Below are 17,541 nucleotides of genomic sequence, written 5' to 3'. Positions count from 1 at the left end.
GCGGACCAGGTCCGCCCTCTCATCAACCTATTAGTAACCGCTGGTGTTGGCCGGCTTGTCGCCATGCCCCAGTGTGGCCAGCAGGCTGGCCAGCAGGCTGGATGCACCAAAGCGGAAGGTGCGGGCGGATACCCAGTCCTTGCCCAGGATCTCTTCGGCCATGGCCAGGTACTGACCCGCCACGGCGGCGTCTTTCACACCACCGGCCGGCTTGAAGCCGACTTTCGGGTTCTTGGCCTTGATCACTTCCATCATGATGCGCGCCGCTTCCGGGGTCGCATTGACCGGCACCTTGCCGGTGGAGGTCTTGATGAAGTCGGCACCGGCGTCGATGGAGATCTCGGAGGCGCGACGGATCAGCGCCTCTTCTTTCAGTTCACCGGTTTCGATGATCACTTTCAGCAGGGCTTGGGTACCACAGGCTTCCTTACAAGCTTTGACCAGATCGAAGCCGACCTGTTCATTGCCAGCCATGAAGGCGCGGTACGGGAACACCACGTCCACTTCGTCGGCACCGTAGGCCACGGCGGCGCGGGTTTCGGCCACGGCGATCTCGATGTCGTCGTTGCCGTGCGGGAAGTTGGTCACGGTCGCAATGCGCACGTCGGCGGCGCCGATTTCACGCAGGGTCTTGCGAGCGATGGGGATGAAACGGGGATAGATGCAGACGGCGGCGGTCAGGCCGGCCGGTGACTTGGCCTTGCGGCACAGGTCGATCACCTTCTGATCGGTGTCGTCATCGTTCAGAGTGGTCAGGTCCATCAGGTTCAGGGCGCGCTGGGCGGCCAGTTTCAGATCAGTCATGCTATGTCTCCAAAGTCTCGATAAGTCCCCCCACCCACGATCAACCTCCAGCGAACACTCAGGATCGGCAAGAGAAGATCCCGGACGAACGGGATATGGAATTACAGCGCAAATGCACAGGCAATACGGCTGCAAATAAGGCAAGAGCCCTGTCACTTTCTTACAAAAGTGCGGACTTGGTTCCATGAAGACTTGAGAAAGGCCGACAACCGCAGACCCGACTTCCCAATCAATTCCATTTGACCGCCAACACCCACTTCATGTGGGCATTAGTCAATGCCAGCACCCTGCTGGCATCGCCTATTTCAGCCGAGATACCCCTTGTTTGCAAGCCGGATTTGCCAATTTCAGAGGTACCTCACACCCGGCAAATCCAGCACTGGTAGGTGCTTAAGAGAAGAAGCGGGTCAGGATCCAGGAGTAGGCAATCCCCCCCAGATAGACCCCCACAATCCCCATTACCCCGGACAGTACGGGAGGTGCCGGGATCGGCAACTTGAGGAAAGAAAACAACACGCCAACGATAAAGCCGGCAGCAATCGCCAGTAGCACTTCATTCATAAAACCTCCGATTTGACTCATTTTATTATTAGTCTAGAAAGGAAAACGGTTGTCACCGCCCCAAACGAGAACGCCACAGCTTTTCGCTGTGGCGCTCGTTTCAACTTGTCAGTCAGACAAGCATTACATGGCTGTCAGTGCCAGGAAGAAGCCTGCGATGGTGGCAGACATCAGGTTGGACAGAGAGCCGGCCAGTACGGCCTTCAGACCGAACTTGGCGATGGTGCCGCGACGGTTCGGTGCCATGGACCCCAGACCACCCAGCAGGATGGCAACGGAGGACAGGTTGGCGAAGCCGCACAGGGCGAAGGAGATGATGGCCTTGGTGTGGTCGGACATGGCCACGCCGTTGATCAGCACTTCATCCTTCAGGTAGGGGGCGAAGTTCAGGTAAGCCACGAACTCGTTCACCACCAGCTTCTGACCGATGAAGGAACCGGCCACGACAGCTTCGCTCCAGGGCACACCGATCAGGAAGGCCAGCGGGGAGAACAACCAGCCCAGCAGCAGCTCCAGGGAGAGCTCAGGCATGCCGAACCAGCCACCCACGCCGGAGAAGATGCCGTTGATCATGGCGATGAGGCCGATGAAGGCCAGCAGCATGGCACCCACGTTCAGGGCCAGCTGCAGACCGGCGGAGGCACCGGCAGCGGCGGCGTCGATCACGTTGGCAGGCTTGTCGTCCAGATCGCCATCGGCGGAGTTCTCGTCGTAGCTCGGGGTCTCGGTTTCCGGTACCAGCAGCTTGGCGAACAGCAGACCACCCGGGGCAGCCATGAAGGAGGCGGCGATCAGGTATTCCATCTTGACGCCCATGGAGGCGTAACCGGCCAGCACGGAGCCTGCAACGGAAGCCAGGCCACCACACATGACGGCGAACAGCTCGGAGTCGGTCATCTTGGAGATGAAGGGACGCACCACCAGCGGGGCTTCAGTCTGGCCGACGAAGATGTTGGCAGTGGCAGACAGGGATTCGGTACGGGAGGTACCCAGCACCTTCTGCAGACCACCACCCAGCAGCTTGATCACCCACTGCATGATGCCGAGGTAATAAAGAACCGCGATCAGGGAAGAGAAGAAGATGATGACTGGCAGGACACGGAAGGCGAAGATGAAACCACCGCCACCGAACACTTCGAACATCTTGTTGCTGACCAGACCACCGAACAGGAATTCGATGCCGTTCTGACCATAACCGATGACGCTGGAGACGGCGTTGGACACGCTCACCAGAATATCCCGGCCAACCGGGACATACAGCACGAAGGCACCCAGGCCTGCCTGAATGGCAAAGGCACCGCCCACGGTACGAATTTTGATTGCCTTGCGATTGCTGGAGAACAGCACCGCGATAAGGATGAGCGTCGCCATCCCCACCAGACCCATTATCAGATTCATTATTAACACTTCCTCTTTGGTAGCACCTGCCAGCTTGTTAACGTTTTGTGTATGAAAGCCGCTAATCAAGGGTGCGCATTATACTAATTACGGTGCGACAAAATAGAATACTGGTCACATTTTATAAGCCTGAAATGGGCTGAACGTCGTTTAATTAGACCGCAAACGATTTTTATGGGTCCTGTTTTTTATCACACCGGCATCAGTCGTTAATCCGCTGTTAAATTCATGGTCGCCCGCGGGAAAAGCAGCAGAGTGGATTCATGTAACACCGAAATAACATCCGCCAGCGGTTGCTGCCGTAATTGCGCCAACAGCAGGGCTATGGTCGGCAGGCTGGCCGGGGTGTTGATCTCCCCCTGGTGCCCCTGCAGCGGCATGTCGGGGGCATCGGTTTCCAGCAACAAGGCCTCCAGCGGCATGGCGCGGATCGCCTCCCGGGTCTTGTTGGCCCGCTCATAGCTGATGACCCCCCCGATCCCCAACCTGAAACCCAGTTGCCAGAACGCCTCGGCCTGATGCAGGGAGCCGCTGAAGGCGTGAATGACACCCCCTCGCGCCGGTTTGAAGCGCCGCAGGATCTTGGCCACCGTGTCGTTGGCCCGCACCGAGTGGACGATGAGGGGCAGATCATGAGCCATGGCCAGCCTCACTTGCGCCTCGAACAGCGCGAGTTGCCCCTCCTGGGGCACCTGGGTGCGCAAGTCCATCCCGCATTCGCCGATGGCCACCAGCCCCCTGGGCTTGCCCGCCAGCAGGGCCTCCAGCCTTGCCAGCGCCCCCTCCGTCTGGGCCCCCACATACCAGGGATGCACCCCCAGACCATAACGAATGCCTTGATGGTGCTCGGCCAGCGCCATCACGCGCCCCCAGTTTTCCTCTCCCACGGCGGGGATGATATACTCGCCCACCCCCAGCTGGCGCCACTGGGCCAGCAATGCCTCCCGATCGTCATCGAACACCGGAAAATCCAGGTGGCAGTGGGTGTCTATCAGTTCCATGTCGCGCTTACCTGTTTGTTGTACTCAATGGGTTGATTCCATGCCAAAACACCTTTCCCACGGTTTTACCCTGCTCGAACTGGTACTGGTCATCGTCGTGCTGGCCATCCTGGCGGTCACCGCCCTGCCCCGCTTCATCAATATCCAGGACGACGGGCTCAAGAGCAGCGTCTCGGCGACCGCGGGCGGTTTTGCCAGCGCCGTGCAACTCGCCCATGCTGGCTGGGCGGTCAAGGTGAAGGGAGAGCCGCTGGCACTCTATAACTTTAGCGGCATGGGCAAGCAGGATCTCGACATCAACAGCCACGGCTGGCCTGTGGGCACCAAGGAGGATCAGGGGCCCGATGCCGTCTTCCTCGGTGGCGACAGCGATCAGATCTCCGTCAGCAGCCGGGACGATTGCGAGAGCCTGTTCGGCGCCCTGCTCGATACCGATCTGACGGCGGCCGATGAACTCGATAAAGATTCAAAGAGTGACTACATCTCCCGGCTCATCCCGGCAGACGGGCAGGCTGATGGCAAGCTTCGCCACGACAACTGTCGCTATACCCTGCGCGACTCCATTGGCCGCTTCCCGGCCTACCCGGAGGGTCTCTCTTTCGACTACAACAGCATCAACGGCGCCGTGACGCGCAATTTTCAGTGAGGCCAGCCTCACCCTTGTCTGACGCTTTCTCGTCCTCATCATGTCGCACCGGCGCGCAGCAGCGCCGGTTCTCCGGAGTGAGTCCCCACTCCTGGCACCAGGCATCGTAGCGAGCCAGCCAACGCAGCAAAATCCCCTTCATGGGCCCTCCTCGTCTCTATTATTCTCCCGCTACAGCCTGCCCCAATCGCGCGCGCCGGACCAGCCTCACGGGCCCAGCGGCGTCATGGGGCCGTGAACGGCAACAGCAGCCCCATGCTGATCTCGTCGACATAGCCTTCGTCCAGCCGATACGCCTGCCGCCGCAGCCCCTCATCCATGAAACCGCACTTGCGATAAAGTGAATGAGCCACCTCGTTATGAGCCATCACCCCCAGCTCCAGTCTGCTGATGCCGCAATCCGGTGCACTCGCGATCAGGGTACGCAGCAGCCGCTCGCCCCAGCCCTGGCCGCGCGCACTCGACCGCAATCCCATCACCACCTGGGCGCAGTGCCGGTTGCGCGCCAGGCCGCCGCCGATGAGCACGGCAAACCCCTGCACCTCTCCGGCCAGCACCAGCAGCCACATGGCCTGACTGGGGACCGCCGCCATGGCCTCGAGCCGCTGGCGCTGCCCCTCGATATTTGAGGGTCGCTCCCCCACTTCATAGAGCATGAAGCCGGTCTCCCGATCCAGCTGCCCAAAGAAGTGATCCAGCGCAGCTGCATCCTCCACGTCCGCCAAACGAATCATCACCCCGCTCTCCCTGCCTGGTTGCCATGCCGGTCCACGGCCATAAAAAAACGACTCCATTTGGAGTCGTTTTTATCAGAGCCATCTGGCTAATGCCATGCCCTTATGGCGCAGCAGCCCGATCAGGCTTTCGCTGGCAGGCTCAGGCGGGCGACCGCTTCCACGTGCATGGAGTGCGGGAACATGTCCACCGGCTGCACCTCGTCCAGCACGAAGCCCTGCTTGACCAGCCAGGCGAGATCCCGGGCCAGGGTCTGGGGGTTGCAGGAGACATAGACCAGCCGGCGCGGCGCCATGGCGACCAGGGTCTGCAGCACCGCCTTGTCACAGCCCTTGCGGGGCGGATCCATCACCACCACATCGGCGGTCACGCCCTGGGCGTGCAGCTCGGGCATCAGTTGCTCGGCCTTGCCCACGTGGAATTCGGTGTGCTCTATGCCGTTGAGAGCTGCGTTGCGACGGGCATCGCTGATGGCGCTCTCCACCGACTCGATGCCCACCACCTTGGCGGCCTTGCCAGCCAGGAACAGGGAGATGGTGCCGATGCCGCAATAGATGTCGAACACCGTTTCGTTGCCGCTCAGCTCGCTGTATTCCAGCGCCTTGGAGTAGAGCACATCGGTCTGGCTCGGGTTGTTCTGGAAGAAGGAGAGCGGCGAGATCTCGAACGCGAGCTCGTGGATCTTGTCGCGGATCACCCCTTCCCCCAGCAGCACGCGGTTGCTCGTCCCCAGGATGCGGTTGGTGCGCTCGTCATTGATGTTCTGCACCAGGGTAGTGATGGGCAGATCCCTCAGGGCCGCCAGCAGTTCGGCCTCGAAGGGCAGCGTCTCGCCCAGGGTCACCAGCACCACCATCAGCTCGCCGCTCTTGAAACCCTTGCGGGTCATCAGGTTGCGCACGCAGCCGGTGTGGGCCACCTCGTCATAGGCGGCAATGTCGTGCTCGCGCATCCAGCCGCGCACCCGGGCATTGAGCTCCACGTGCAGGGAGTCCTGCACCGCGCAGTCGTCGGCGGTGATGAGATCGTGGGAGTGCTTGCGATAGAAGCCGATCTCGGCGCCGGCCTCGCTGCCACGCACGGCGTACTGCGCCTTGTTGCGGTAGGCGAAGGGGCTGTCCATGCCGAGGATGGGGTTGACCTGGGTCTCACCCAGCCCGACCTGATCCAGCGCGCTCTGCACCAGGGATTGTTTCAGCTTGAGCTGGGCCGGATAGGCCAGCGGGCGCACCTGACAGCCGCCGCACTCGGTGTTGGGGCAGAAATCGGGAACCCTGTCGGCGGACGGCTGGGTCAGCTCGACCAGCTTGCCGTGCAGGTAGTTCGGTTTGACCTCGGTCAACTCGACCAGCGCCTGCTCACCGGGCAGCAGACCCTCGACAAACAGGGGGCGATCGAACAGGCGACCCTTGCCATCCCCCTTGTCGGTCAGTTCCAGAATATCGATCTGATGTTGGTGTCCCACTAACGGCATGAGCGGCTCCGAAGGCATAGAAGAAAGGGTGGAAGCAGGGCGGACCCGGCTACCCGAAATAAAGGGTGGCAGAGTTTAGCGGAGATCCGGCCAAATTGCAGGCATAAAACGCCCCTTGAAGGAAATAACGGCAGGCAGGATCAGGGGGCTCTGGATAGGGGGCGCCTCATGGGTCACCATAAAAAAACCGCCGGGCAAGGCCGGCGGCAGGTGGTCAACGGGCGCCTGAGGGGATCACAGGCTGTAGGCTTTCTCCCCATGGCTGGTGACATCCAGCCCTTCCCGCTCGGCATCTTCCTTGACCCGCAGGCCAATCAGCAGATCCACCAGCTTGTAGGCCACGGCGGAGACCAGGGCAGTCCATGCCACAGTCACCAGCACACCGATGACCTGGATCTTGACCTGGGTCAGGATGGAGTAGCCCTCGGCCACCTGATTGGTCACATAGTCCCACACCCCGGTGCCACCCAGATCCGGGCTGGCGAACACCCCGGTCAGCACGGCCCCCAGGATACCGCACACTCCGTGCAGGCCGAACACGTCCAGGCTGTCATCGGCCCCCAGCAGGCGCTTGAGACCATGCACCCCCCACAGACCGGCCACACCGCTCAGCAGACCGATGATGAGGGCACCACCGACACCGACGAAACCGGCGGCAGGAGTGATGGCCACCAGGCCCGCTACCGCACCGGACACGGCGCCCAGCAGGGAGGGACGACCCTTCATCATCCATTCGGCCAAGGTCCAGGAGAGCGCGGCACCCGCCGGCGCCAACCAGGTGTTGACGAAGGCCAGGGCGGCCGTGCCGTTGGCTTCCAGCGCGGAGCCGGCGTTGAAGCCGAACCAGCCGAACCAGAGCAGGGCGGCGCCAATCATGGTCATGGTCAGGCTGTGGGGGGCCATGGGATCACGACCGTAGCCGACCCGCTTGCCGACCATGAAGGCACCGACCAGACCGGCCACCGCCGCGTTGATGTGCACTACTGTGCCGCCGGCAAAATCGAGGGCGCCATGCTGGAACAGATAACCTGCGGTAGCACCCGCAGCCTCGGCGGCGGCAGCATCCGTGTAAGCATCAGGACCGGCCCAGTACCACACCATGTGCGCCATCGGGATATAGGCGAAGGTGAACCAGATCACGGCGAACAGCAGCACGGCCGAGAACTTCATCCGCTCGGCGAAAGCACCGACAATGAGCCCGCAGGTAATGGCGGCAAAGGCCCCCTGGAACACCACATAGATGAACTCGCTGATCCCCACCCCTTTGCTGAAGGTAGCGGCAATAGACTCGGGGGTCACCCCGACCAGCAGCAGCTTGTCGAACGAACCGTAAAAGGCGCTCCCCTCGGTGAAGGTCAGTGAATAGCCGTAGATGACCCAGAGCACTGTGATCAGGCAGAACAGGGTGAACACCTGCATCAGCACGCTCAGCATGTTCTTGGCGCGCACCAGGCCACCGTAGAACAGGGCCAGCCCCGGGATGGACATCAGGATCACCAGGGCGGACGCCAGCATCAACCAGGTGTTGTCTCCCTTGTTGATGGTCACGGTCGCGGCAGCCTGCACCACCTCGGCCTGAGCGGCTACCTCTTCTGCCCAACCTGGGGTGGCCATGGTGGCGCTCAGCGCCAGCAGGCCAGTCACTACGAGTCTCTTGAACATACAGCCCTCTCCTTGTCGTCCCGGCACCCGGCCGGGTCCATTTCCTGATATGAATGTCAAACTTGGCCACTTGCACGCATCGTCACATCCAGCGTGCCACCCCCTCGGGCATGACTCGGCGGGCTCTTCATGGCGACCTGATTTATCTAAAGCATAAAGCAGGCCAGAAAATATAATTCTTTATTTTCAATTACTTGAATTTTATTGTGCGATCTGATGCACCATATTGGCGCATCCCGCCCACAATCAGGCAGGGAGGCGCACTTCGGCTGTGCAGTGCCGGGCGTTGCACCAGGATGGCACCTGGGCATACCAAACGGGAAAAATCCCGGGGCAACGGGGCCCGGCTGGCCCTAACGCTCATTTATTGAACAGATGGAAAACGCCTTTGCATGACGAAGTCACATGATGGCGTAGGTTGGGTATCATCCATCTGAGGGAGAGGATGGGAGCGCAGAGGGGGATTCACCGCCCGATCTGGTCTGAGCCCGATCTTCCTGACCATACCGGCGCGACCAGGTTTGCCCTGTCACCCGAACGAGGAGCCTATACCCTGTCTCGCCATGCCCAAACTCAAGGCGTTCGTGCCTGCCTGCGACGTCAACCTCTCCAGGCAGTGCTATCAGGTTCTCGGCTTCACCCTGGCTTCTGACGGCGAGGGGTGGCCTATTTCCATTTCGGAGAGGTGGGCTTTCCACGGCAGGACCATTACCACGAGGCGCTGGCCGAGCACTTCATGATGCTCATCCTGATGAAGGACGTGGCCGCCTGGTGGGCTCACGGAGAGGAAAGCCAGATCACCCCCGTTACGGCATCAGGGTCACGGAGATCGCCACCCAGCCGTGGCACATGAAGGAGTGCTGTCCCTACGACCTCTCAAGCGTGCTGTGACGGTTCGGCCAGAGCATCGATTGAGGGGCCGCGAGTGCTGAAAAACAAAAGGCCATCCGCGAGGATGGCCTTTTGTCATTGAATTAGTTGATGGTGCCCGGGGTCGGACTCGAACCGACACGTCTTGCAACGGCGGATTTTGAATCCGCTGCGTCTACCGATTTCGCCACCCGGGCAACTGCGAGGGATTATACGAATGGCGTTTTGGCATGCAAGGTGTTTTTCTTGCACGGCCACCGTTTGCTCAATTATTCAACGCCTTGCCGATGTTCGGCCAGTTACATAGAATGCCCGCATCATATTAATGGAATAATCATCATGGCCAAGCGCAAGACCCCCTCCTCTCTCCAGCCTCCCCCCCAGCACCTGCACCCTTCGGCCGGGCTGCTGCGGCGCCTGGGTGCCCTGCTCTATGACTACCTGGTGGTCATCGCCTTGCTGATCATCGCCGGTTTCATCGGCATGGGGGTGGCGCAACTGCTGCTGGCCACCGGCATGGCGACCGTGCCCGAGGGCAAGGATGCGGCCTGGCTGCTGACAAGTCCCCTCTACAGCGCCTGGCTCGCCCTGGTGATCTGCGGTTTCTACACCTGGTTCTGGACCCGCGCTGGCCAGACCATAGGTATGCGCGCCTGGCGCCTGCGCATCCAGAATCTGGACGGCAGCAACATTCGCATCACCCAGGCCCTGATCCGGCTCGCGACCTCGGCCTTCGGTCTCGGCAACCTGATGTGCGTGTTCAATCGTGCACGGCCCCGCGCCTTCCAGGACATCTGGGCCGAATGTGAAGTGGTGGTGCTGAGCAAGCAGGAGAACCTGGAGCAGCTGAACAAGTGACCCACCGAGTACGAGATGAGAAACAAGAAGGGCACCCACTGGGTGCCCTTCTTGTTTCTTGTCGTCTCACCCCACAGCCAGTGTCACTGCTTGCGGCTCAGGATATAGAAGGAGATGCCACCAAACAGCAGGCTGGGTGCAATGGCAGCCAGGATGGGCGGTACCGCATACACCAGGCTGACCGGGCCGAATACCCGATCGCTCACATAGACAGCGAAGCCGGTCATGATCCCCATCAGCATCCTGGCCCCCATGCTCACCGAGCGCAGCGGGCCGAAAATGAAGGAAGACGCAAGCAGTATCATGGCCACCACCGACAGCGGCGACAGCAGCTTGCGCCACATCTCCAGCTTGTAGCGTCCTGCGTCCTGCTTGTTGGCGTCCAGATAGCCGATGTAATCCCGCAGTCCCGAGATGGGCAGGTTTTCGGGATCAATGCTCACCACCCCCAGCTGCTTGGGAGTCAGCTCGGACTGCCACTGCATCTGGGCATGTTTCTCGTCCAGGATCTGCTTGGGATCGTCGAAGCGGGTGATGTGCACCTGCTTGAGCAGCCAGTGATGCTGCTCGAACACCCCTTCCTGCGCCTGGACCACGTCGATCAAGGCTCGGGACGGAGTAAAACGATACAGGGTGATACCGGTCAGGGCGCCGTCGTTGCGCACCCCGTTGATATTGACGAAGTTGTTGCCATCCCGCGCCCAGACACCGTAGGCCGAGACGGTGAGTCGCCCTTCCGACATGGCACCCGCCTTGATGTCATCTGCCATCCGCTTGGCGGCCGGGGCGACGTACTCGCCCATAAGACCTACCAGCAGCATCAGGGGGATCGCCGTCTTGAGCGCAGCCATCACGATGCTGATCTTGGAGCGACCCGATGCCTGCATCACCACCAGCTCGGAGCTGGTGGCGAGCTGACCCAGGCCGATGAGGCCACCCAGCAGGGCCGCCAGGGGGAAGAACAGCACCGCCTCCTTGGGCATGGAGAGCAGCACGAAATAGAGGGCGTTGAGCATGTCGTAGTTGCCCTCCCCCACGGCTTTCAACTGCTCCACATATTTGATGAGCGCCGCTAGCCCGACCAGGGTCAGTTCACACAGCAGGATCGACATGAAGATGACCCTGCCGATGTATCTATCGAGAATGCCGAACATCAACAGAAACTCCTATGTTGCAGCATCATGCTGATTTGCCTTTGAAAAAGTGGCCCTTGACCCCGTTCCACCAGCTGGTGCCCTGCAGGTTGAGCGGCACCCCGATCAGCAGCAGATAGACCAGCGGCACCAGGAACATGCCTGGCCAGTGAGGCAGACGCCCGCTGTCGATGGCTGAACGGGCGGCACTGAGCAGCAGGAAATAGGAGAGATAGAGCAGGATGGCCGGCAACAGCTTGGCGTAACGCCCCTGGCGGGGGTTGACCCGGGCCAGCGGCACCACCAGAACAGTGAGCACCAGGATGGAGAAGGGCAGCGACAGACGCCACTGCAGCTCGGCCATCAGCTGATTGTCCTGGGTACCCAGCAGCGCCATGGTCGGCTTGGCCGCCGCCTTGCGGTTGGAGCGCTCCATCTCCTGCTGACGGATCACCAGGCTGTATTCGCTGAACTCGGAGACCTGGAACTGCTTGCCGGTGAACTGACCTTCATAGCGGGAACCGTCCTTCAGAGTCAGCCATTGCAGGCCATTGCTGTCGGCGGTCACCTGTCCCTCGTTGGCCACCACCACGGAAGGGGGCGAACTCCCTTCGGCACGCTGCAGCACGAAGATCTTCTGCAACTCGGATCCCTTGTCGTTCAGATCCTGGATGTAGGCAACCAGGCGCCCCTTGTCGAGCTCCATGAAACGGCCGGCCTGCAGGAAGGAGATGCCAGGATCGGCCTTGAACTCATCGATCACCTGATACTCGCGCTCCTTGGCCTGGGGGGCGATCCAGCCGGTATTGAATGCGGCGACGGCTGCTGTCAGCAGAGCCAGCAGCAGGGCACTGCCCATCACGAAGCGGTGGCTGAAGCCTACCGCATGCATCACCGTCATCTCGCTTTCCGCATACAAACGACCGTGAGCAAACAGAATGGCTAAAAACAGACTGATAGGCAGCATCAACAGGGCCATATTCGGCAGGTTGAGCAGCAGCAGGGTGGAAACCAGGCGCGTCGGCACCTCACCATCGGCAGCATCGCCGATGATCTGGATAAATTGCTGGCTGACGAAGATAAGCAGCAGTACGAACAGCACCGCCAGCTGGGTTTTCAGGGTCTCCCTGAACAAATATCGGAAAACGATCACAGTCATTCCCAAGTAAACTTGTGTTTTTAGTCGAATGCCTGAAAAATAGGGCCCTATATTGGATTTTTACCAGTTTGAACTGCGGAGCCTGTGGCTGTTCGCTCCGCCTCTGATACCCCAACAAGCACCGCATTATTCAATAAATGGTGCCTTTTGTCTTTAGGATGTAGGAGATTCCATGGAGTTCAGTGTAAAGAGTGGCAGTCCTGAGAAGCAACGCAGCGCCTGCGTCGTGGTCGGCGTTTTTGAGCCTCGCCGCCTCTCTCCGGTTGCCGAACAGCTGGACAAGATCAGCGACGGCTACCTCAGCTCGCTGCTGCGCCGCGGCGATCTGGAAGGCAAACCAGGCCAGATGCTGTTGCTGCATCAAGTACCGGGCGTGCTCAGCGAGCGCGTGCTGCTGGTCGGGTGCGGCAAGGAGCGGGAACTCGACGAACGCCAGTACAAGCAGATCATCAACAAGACCATCACCACCCTGAACGAGACCGGGTCCATGGAAGCGGTCTGCTTCCTGACCGAGCTGCACGTCAAGGGCCGGGATACCTATTGGAAGGTGCGCCAGGCGGTGGAAACCACCAAGGCGGGCCTCTACAGCTTCGATCAATTCAAGACCAACAAGGCCGAACCGCGCCGTCCGCTGCGCAAGCTGGTATTCAACGTGCCGACGCGTCGGGAACTGACCATAGGCGAGCGCGCCATCACCCACGGCCTGGCCGTGGCGAAAGGGGTACGCATCTGCCGCGACGTGGCGAACATGCCGCCCAACGTCTGCAACCCGGCCTACCTCGCCTCCCAGGCCCGCCGTCTGGCGGATGCCTATGACAACATCACCACCAAGGTGATCGGCGAGCAAGAGATGGCCGAACTTGGCATGAACTCCTACCTGGCGGTGGCCCGCGGCTCCGAGAACGAAGCCATGATGGCCATCATCGAATACAAGGGCAACGCCGACGCCAAGCCCATCGTGCTGGTGGGCAAGGGGCTGACCTTCGATTCTGGCGGCATCTCCATCAAGCCGGCGGACGGCATGGACGAGATGAAGTACGACATGGGCGGCGCCGCCTCCGTGCTCGGCACCATGCACGCCCTGGCCCAGTTGCAGCTGCCCATCAACGTCATCGGCGTGCTGGCAGGCTGCGAGAACATGCCGGGTGGCAACGCCTATCGCCCGGGTGACATCCTCACCACCATGTCCGGCCAGACCGTCGAGGTGCTCAACACCGACGCCGAGGGTCGCCTGGTGCTGTGCGATGCCCTCACCTATGTGGACCGCTACGATCCCGAAACCGTGATCGATGTGGCGACCCTGACCGGCGCCTGCATCATCGCCCTGGGTCACCACACCTCGGGCCTGCTGGCCAACCACAACCCCTTGGCCCACGAGCTGCTGAACGCCTCCGAGCAGGCCGGCGATCGCGCTTGGCGCCTGCCGCTGTTCGACGAGTATCAGGAGCAGTTGGAGAGTCCGTTCGCGGACATGGCCAACATCGGGGGCCGCCCGGCCGGCACCATCACCGCCGCCGCCTTCCTGTCGCGCTTCACCAAGAAGTACAACTGGGCCCACCTGGATATCGCAGGGACCGCCTGGAAGAGCGGCAAGGATAAAGGCTCCACCGGTCGCCCCGTGCCGCTGCTGACCCAGTTCCTGCTCAATCGGGCAGGCGTGGCGGACGTCGAAGAGAAGGAGTAACCCCTCTCTTCAGATGCCCGCATCAGGGGAGTGGTACCACAAGGAAGAGGCTCGCCTCTTCCTTGTTTCATTGAGAGAATCCGGGAAGACCGTGCCTGGCACGGCGCCCCGCAGACGGCCAATCGCTGTCCGTCACAGCCAAACGGGACCAACCTGATGAGCCAAGTGACCTTTTACCTGATGAGTGAGCCTGACGACGCTCAGGCGTCTGCGGTCGAACGCCTCGCCTGCCAGCTGGCGGCCGATGGCTGGAGTGCTGGCCACCTCTATCTGTTTTGCAACGACGAGGCCCAGGCCCTGCGCCTGGACGAGCTGCTGTGGCAACTGCCGCCGGATCGTTTCGTGCCGCACCAGTTGCAGGGGGAGAGCGGCCAGGCCCCGGTGGAGATAGGCCATCAGCCACCGAAGCGGCGCTATGCCCGCCTCATCAACCTGGCCGAGCAGACACCTTTGTTTGCAGGACACTTCGCTCAAGTGGTAGATTTTGTCCCCACTGACGAAACGCAAAAGCAGCAAGCCCGCGAGCGCTACAAGCACTATCGCCAGGCGGGCCATGCCCTCGAGATGAGGGATCAGCCCGTCCTTGCCGCACCGGATCCGGCGCAGCCCTGACTGCGCCACCCTCGATCCACGACGACTCAACACCAGACTCCATCCATCCAGAATACGGCGAGACCATGGAAAAGACTTTTAATCACAACGCCATCGAACAGGCGCTCTATCAGCACTGGGAAGCCCAGGGTTACTTCAAGCCCCACGGCGACACCAGCAAAGACTCCTTCTGCATCATGATCCCGCCGCCGAACGTCACCGGCAGCCTGCACATGGGTCACGCCTTCCAGCAGACCCTGATGGATACCCTGATCCGCTACAACCGCATGCAGGGCAAGAACACCCTGTGGCAGGCGGGTACCGACCACGCCGGTATCGCCACCCAGATGGTGGTTGAGCGCAAGATCGCCGCCGAAGAGGGCAAGACCCGTCACGATTACGGCCGTGAAGCCTTCATCGACAAGATCTGGCAGTGGAAGGAAGAGTCCGGTGGCACCATCACCCGCCAGATGCGCCGCCTGGGCGACTCCGTGGACTGGGAGCGCGAGCGCTTCACCATGGATGAGGGTCTCTCCGCCGCCGTCCAAGAAGTGTTCGTCCGTCTCTACGAAGATGGCCTGATGTACCGCGGCAAGCGCCTGGTGAACTGGGATCCCAAGCTCAACACCGCCATCTCCGATCTGGAAGTGGAAAACCGCGAGATCAAGGGCCACATGTGGCACCTGCGCTACCCCCTGGCCAACGGCGCCAAGACAGCCGAGGGCCAGGATCACCTGATCGTCGCCACCACCCGTCCGGAGACCATGCTGGGTGACACCGCCGTCGCCGTGAACCCGGAAGACCCGCGCTACAAGGCGCTGATCGGCCAGCACATTCTGCTGCCACTGGTGAACCGCCTGATCCCCATCGTCGCCGATGAACACGCCGATATGGAGAAGGGCACCGGCTGCGTGAAGATCACCCCGGCCCACGACTTCAACGACAACGAAGTGGGCAAGCGCCACAACCTGCCAATGATCAACATCTTCACCCTAGACGCCCACGTGCGTGCCGAGGCCGAAGTGGTCGATACCAACGGCAACCCCAGCACCGCCTATGACGCCGCCCTGCCGAGCGAGTTTGCCGGCATGGAGCGCTTCGCCGCCCGCAAGGCGATTGTCGCCAAGCTGGACGAGCTGGGCCTCTTGGCCGAGATCAAGGATCACGTGCTGCAACAGCCCTACGGCGATCGCGGCGGCGTGCCCATCGAGCCGATGCTGACCGACCAGTGGTATGTGCGCGTGGCACCGATGGCCAAGACCGCCATCGAGGCGGTGGAAGATGGCCGTATCCAGTTCGTGCCGAAACAGTACGAAAACATGTACTTCTCCTGGATGCGCGACATTCAGGACTGGTGCGTCTCCCGTCAGCTGTGGTGGGGTCACCGCATCCCGGCCTGGTATGACGATGCCGGCAACGTCTACGTGGGCCGTGACGAGGCGGAAGTGCGTGCCAAGCACAGCATCCCGTCCGTAACCACCCTGCGTCAGGACGAAGACGTGCTCGACACCTGGTTCAGCTCCGCCCTGTGGACCTTCTCCACTCTGGGCTGGCCAAACAACACCGAGGCGCTCAAGACCTTCCACCCGACCGACGTGCTGATGAGCGGCTTCGACATCATCTTCTTCTGGATTGCCCGGATGATCATGATGACCATGCACTTCATCAAGGACGAAAACGGTCAGCCGCAAGTCCCGTTCAAAACCGTCTACATCACGGGCCTTATCCGTGACGAAGAAGGCCAGAAGATGTCCAAGTCCAAGGGCAACGTGCTGGACCCCCTCGACATGATCGACGGCATCTCCCTGGAAGATCTGCTGGAGAAGCGCACCGGCAACATGATGCAGCCGCAGATGGCCGAGAAGATTGGCAAGCGCACCGCCAAGCAGTTCCCGGAAGGGATCGAGGCCCACGGCACCGACGCCCTGCGCTTCACCCTGGCGGCGCTGGCCTCTACCGGTCGTGACATCAACTGGGACATGAAGCGCCTGGACGGCTACAACAACTTCTGCAACAAGCTGTGGAACGCCTCCCGTTATGTGCTGATGAACACCGAAGATCAGGACTGCGGCCTGCACGGCGGCGAGATGCAGTTCAGCCTGGCGGATCGCTGGATCCAGTCCCAGCTGCAGGTCGCCATCCGCGACTTCCGCACCGCGCTCGATACCTATCGCTTCGATATCGCGGCCGGCGTGCTGTACGAATTTATCTGGAACCAGTTCTGCGACTGGTATCTGGAGCTGACCAAGCCGGTGCTGGGCAAGGGCTCAGAGGCCGAGCAGCGCGCCACCCGTCACACCCTGGTCACTGTGCTGGAGACCCTGCTGCGTCTGGCGCACCCCATCATCCCCTTCATCACCGAGACCATCTGGAAGTCGGTGGCTCCGCTGACCGGCGTGCACGCCGACACCATCATGATTCAGGCTTTCCCGGAGTTCGATGCCGCCAAGGTAGACGACGCCGCCATGGCGGATCAGGAGTGGGTGAAGGAGTTTATCGTCGGCATCCGCAACATCCGCGCCGAGATGAACGTGGCTCCGAGCGTAGCCCTGAACGTGCTGCTCAAGTGCGATGGAAAGGACGCCCGGCGCGCCGGTGACAACGAGGCCTTCCTCAAGTCCCTGGCTCGTCTGGAATCTATCCGCGTGCTGGCGGACGATGAAGTCGCCCCCCTGTCGGTGAAGAAGCTGATCGGTGCTACCGAGCTGATGATCCCCATGGCGGGTCTCATCGACAAGGATGCCGAACTGGCCCGTCTGGCCAAAGAGGTGGCCCGTCTGGTGGGTGAATGCGGCCGTATCGAAGGCAAACTCGGCAACGAGGCCTTCGTCGCCAAGGCACCGGATGCCGTCATCGCCAAGGAGCGCGAGAAGCTGGAAGATTACCGCCTCCAGCTGACCAAGCTTGAGGCCCAGCAGGCCGAGATCGCCGCCCTCTAAGTGCCCCTCGCCAGTCCCAAAAGCCC

General features: G+C 61.2%; 14 protein-coding genes and 1 tRNA gene. 5 read left to right on the top strand and 10 right to left on the bottom strand.

Annotated features, from left to right (window positions below; all coding sequences use genetic code 11):
• Positions 1-30: 30 nt before the first annotated feature.
• From deoC to KW824_RS15710, 4 genes are all read right to left on the bottom strand, one after another.
• A complete protein-coding gene (gene deoC, locus KW824_RS15725) occupies positions 31-804 on the bottom strand; it encodes a deoxyribose-phosphate aldolase (protein WP_017411234.1) in 774 nt (257 codons plus the stop codon).
• Positions 805-1,194: 390 nt separating this feature from the next.
• Positions 1,195-1,365, bottom strand: a complete 171-nt coding sequence (locus KW824_RS15720) for a XapX domain-containing protein (RefSeq protein ID WP_005332215.1) — start codon at positions 1,363-1,365, stop codon at positions 1,195-1,197.
• A gap of 123 nt (positions 1,366-1,488) precedes the next feature.
• The gene (locus KW824_RS15715) at positions 1,489-2,763 is read right to left on the bottom strand and encodes a NupC/NupG family nucleoside CNT transporter (RefSeq protein WP_042649780.1); all 1,275 of its coding nucleotides are present in this window, start codon (positions 2,761-2,763) and stop codon (positions 1,489-1,491) included.
• A 209-nt stretch (positions 2,764-2,972) separates the two neighbouring features.
• Positions 2,973-3,764: a TatD family hydrolase gene (locus KW824_RS15710; protein WP_218410275.1), complete on the bottom strand. Its 792-nt coding sequence runs from the start codon at positions 3,762-3,764 to the stop codon at positions 2,973-2,975.
• Between the two features lie 40 nt (positions 3,765-3,804).
• Here KW824_RS15710 and tppF point away from each other — a divergent pair, with 40 nt between their 5' ends.
• Entirely contained in the window at positions 3,805-4,410 is a 606-nt protein-coding gene (gene tppF / locus KW824_RS15705; protein ID WP_218410274.1) for a type IVa pilus pseudopilin TppF, read from the top strand.
• Positions 4,411-4,634: 224 nt separating this feature from the next.
• Here tppF and KW824_RS15695 read toward each other — a convergent pair whose 3' ends face one another.
• The 4 genes from KW824_RS15695 to KW824_RS15680 form a co-directional block, all read right to left on the bottom strand.
• On the bottom strand, positions 4,635-5,144 hold the full coding sequence (locus KW824_RS15695) for a GNAT family N-acetyltransferase (RefSeq protein ID WP_218410296.1): 510 nt from the start codon (positions 5,142-5,144) through the stop codon (positions 4,635-4,637).
• Positions 5,145-5,266: 122 nt separating this feature from the next.
• Positions 5,267-6,619 carry a 23S rRNA (uracil(1939)-C(5))-methyltransferase RlmD gene (gene rlmD, locus KW824_RS15690; RefSeq protein ID WP_218410272.1) on the bottom strand — a complete coding sequence of 451 codons (1,353 nt, stop codon included), beginning with the start codon at positions 6,617-6,619 and terminating at the stop codon, positions 5,267-5,269.
• A gap of 234 nt (positions 6,620-6,853) precedes the next feature.
• Positions 6,854-8,281 carry an ammonium transporter gene (gene amt, locus KW824_RS15685; protein ID WP_043128917.1) on the bottom strand — a complete coding sequence of 476 codons (1,428 nt, stop codon included), beginning with the start codon at positions 8,279-8,281 and terminating at the stop codon, positions 6,854-6,856.
• A gap of 982 nt (positions 8,282-9,263) precedes the next feature.
• A tRNA-Leu gene (locus KW824_RS15680) sits at positions 9,264-9,348 on the bottom strand.
• 142 nt (positions 9,349-9,490) lie between these two features.
• Between KW824_RS15680 and KW824_RS15675 the strand changes: the two genes are divergently transcribed.
• Entirely contained in the window at positions 9,491-10,009 is a 519-nt protein-coding gene (locus KW824_RS15675; protein WP_218410271.1) for an RDD family protein, read from the top strand.
• 83 nt (positions 10,010-10,092) lie between these two features.
• On the opposite strand, the gene lptG is transcribed toward KW824_RS15675, so the two are convergent.
• Together lptG and lptF are read right to left on the bottom strand one after the other, a co-directional pair.
• Positions 10,093-11,163 carry an LPS export ABC transporter permease LptG gene (gene lptG, locus KW824_RS15670; RefSeq protein WP_041206454.1) on the bottom strand — a complete coding sequence of 357 codons (1,071 nt, stop codon included), beginning with the start codon at positions 11,161-11,163 and terminating at the stop codon, positions 10,093-10,095.
• A 25-nt stretch (positions 11,164-11,188) separates the two neighbouring features.
• A complete protein-coding gene (lptF, locus tag KW824_RS15665; RefSeq protein ID WP_005332438.1) occupies positions 11,189-12,301 on the bottom strand; it encodes an LPS export ABC transporter permease LptF in 1,113 nt (370 codons plus the stop codon).
• 172 nt (positions 12,302-12,473) lie between these two features.
• Between lptF and pepA the strand changes: the two genes are divergently transcribed.
• From pepA to KW824_RS15650, 3 genes are all read left to right on the top strand, one after another.
• Complete coding sequence (gene pepA, locus KW824_RS15660; protein ID WP_025325630.1) at positions 12,474-13,985, top strand: leucyl aminopeptidase; 1,512 nt, start codon at positions 12,474-12,476, stop codon at positions 13,983-13,985.
• A gap of 156 nt (positions 13,986-14,141) precedes the next feature.
• Entirely contained in the window at positions 14,142-14,597 is a 456-nt protein-coding gene (locus KW824_RS15655; protein WP_041206456.1) for a DNA polymerase III subunit chi, read from the top strand.
• Positions 14,598-14,662: 65 nt separating this feature from the next.
• Positions 14,663-17,515, top strand: coding sequence for a valine--tRNA ligase (locus KW824_RS15650; RefSeq protein WP_218410270.1), 2,853 nt, complete (start codon positions 14,663-14,665; stop codon positions 17,513-17,515).
• The last annotated feature ends 26 nt before the right edge of the window (positions 17,516-17,541 follow it).

Origin of the sequence: Aeromonas sp. sif0611 (assembly GCF_019218845.1) — a bacterium.
GTDB lineage: Bacteria > Pseudomonadota > Gammaproteobacteria > Enterobacterales > Aeromonadaceae > Aeromonas > Aeromonas media.
The sequence above is the reverse complement of the archived record's forward strand: the minus strand, read 5'-3'. Positions and strand labels throughout refer to the sequence as shown.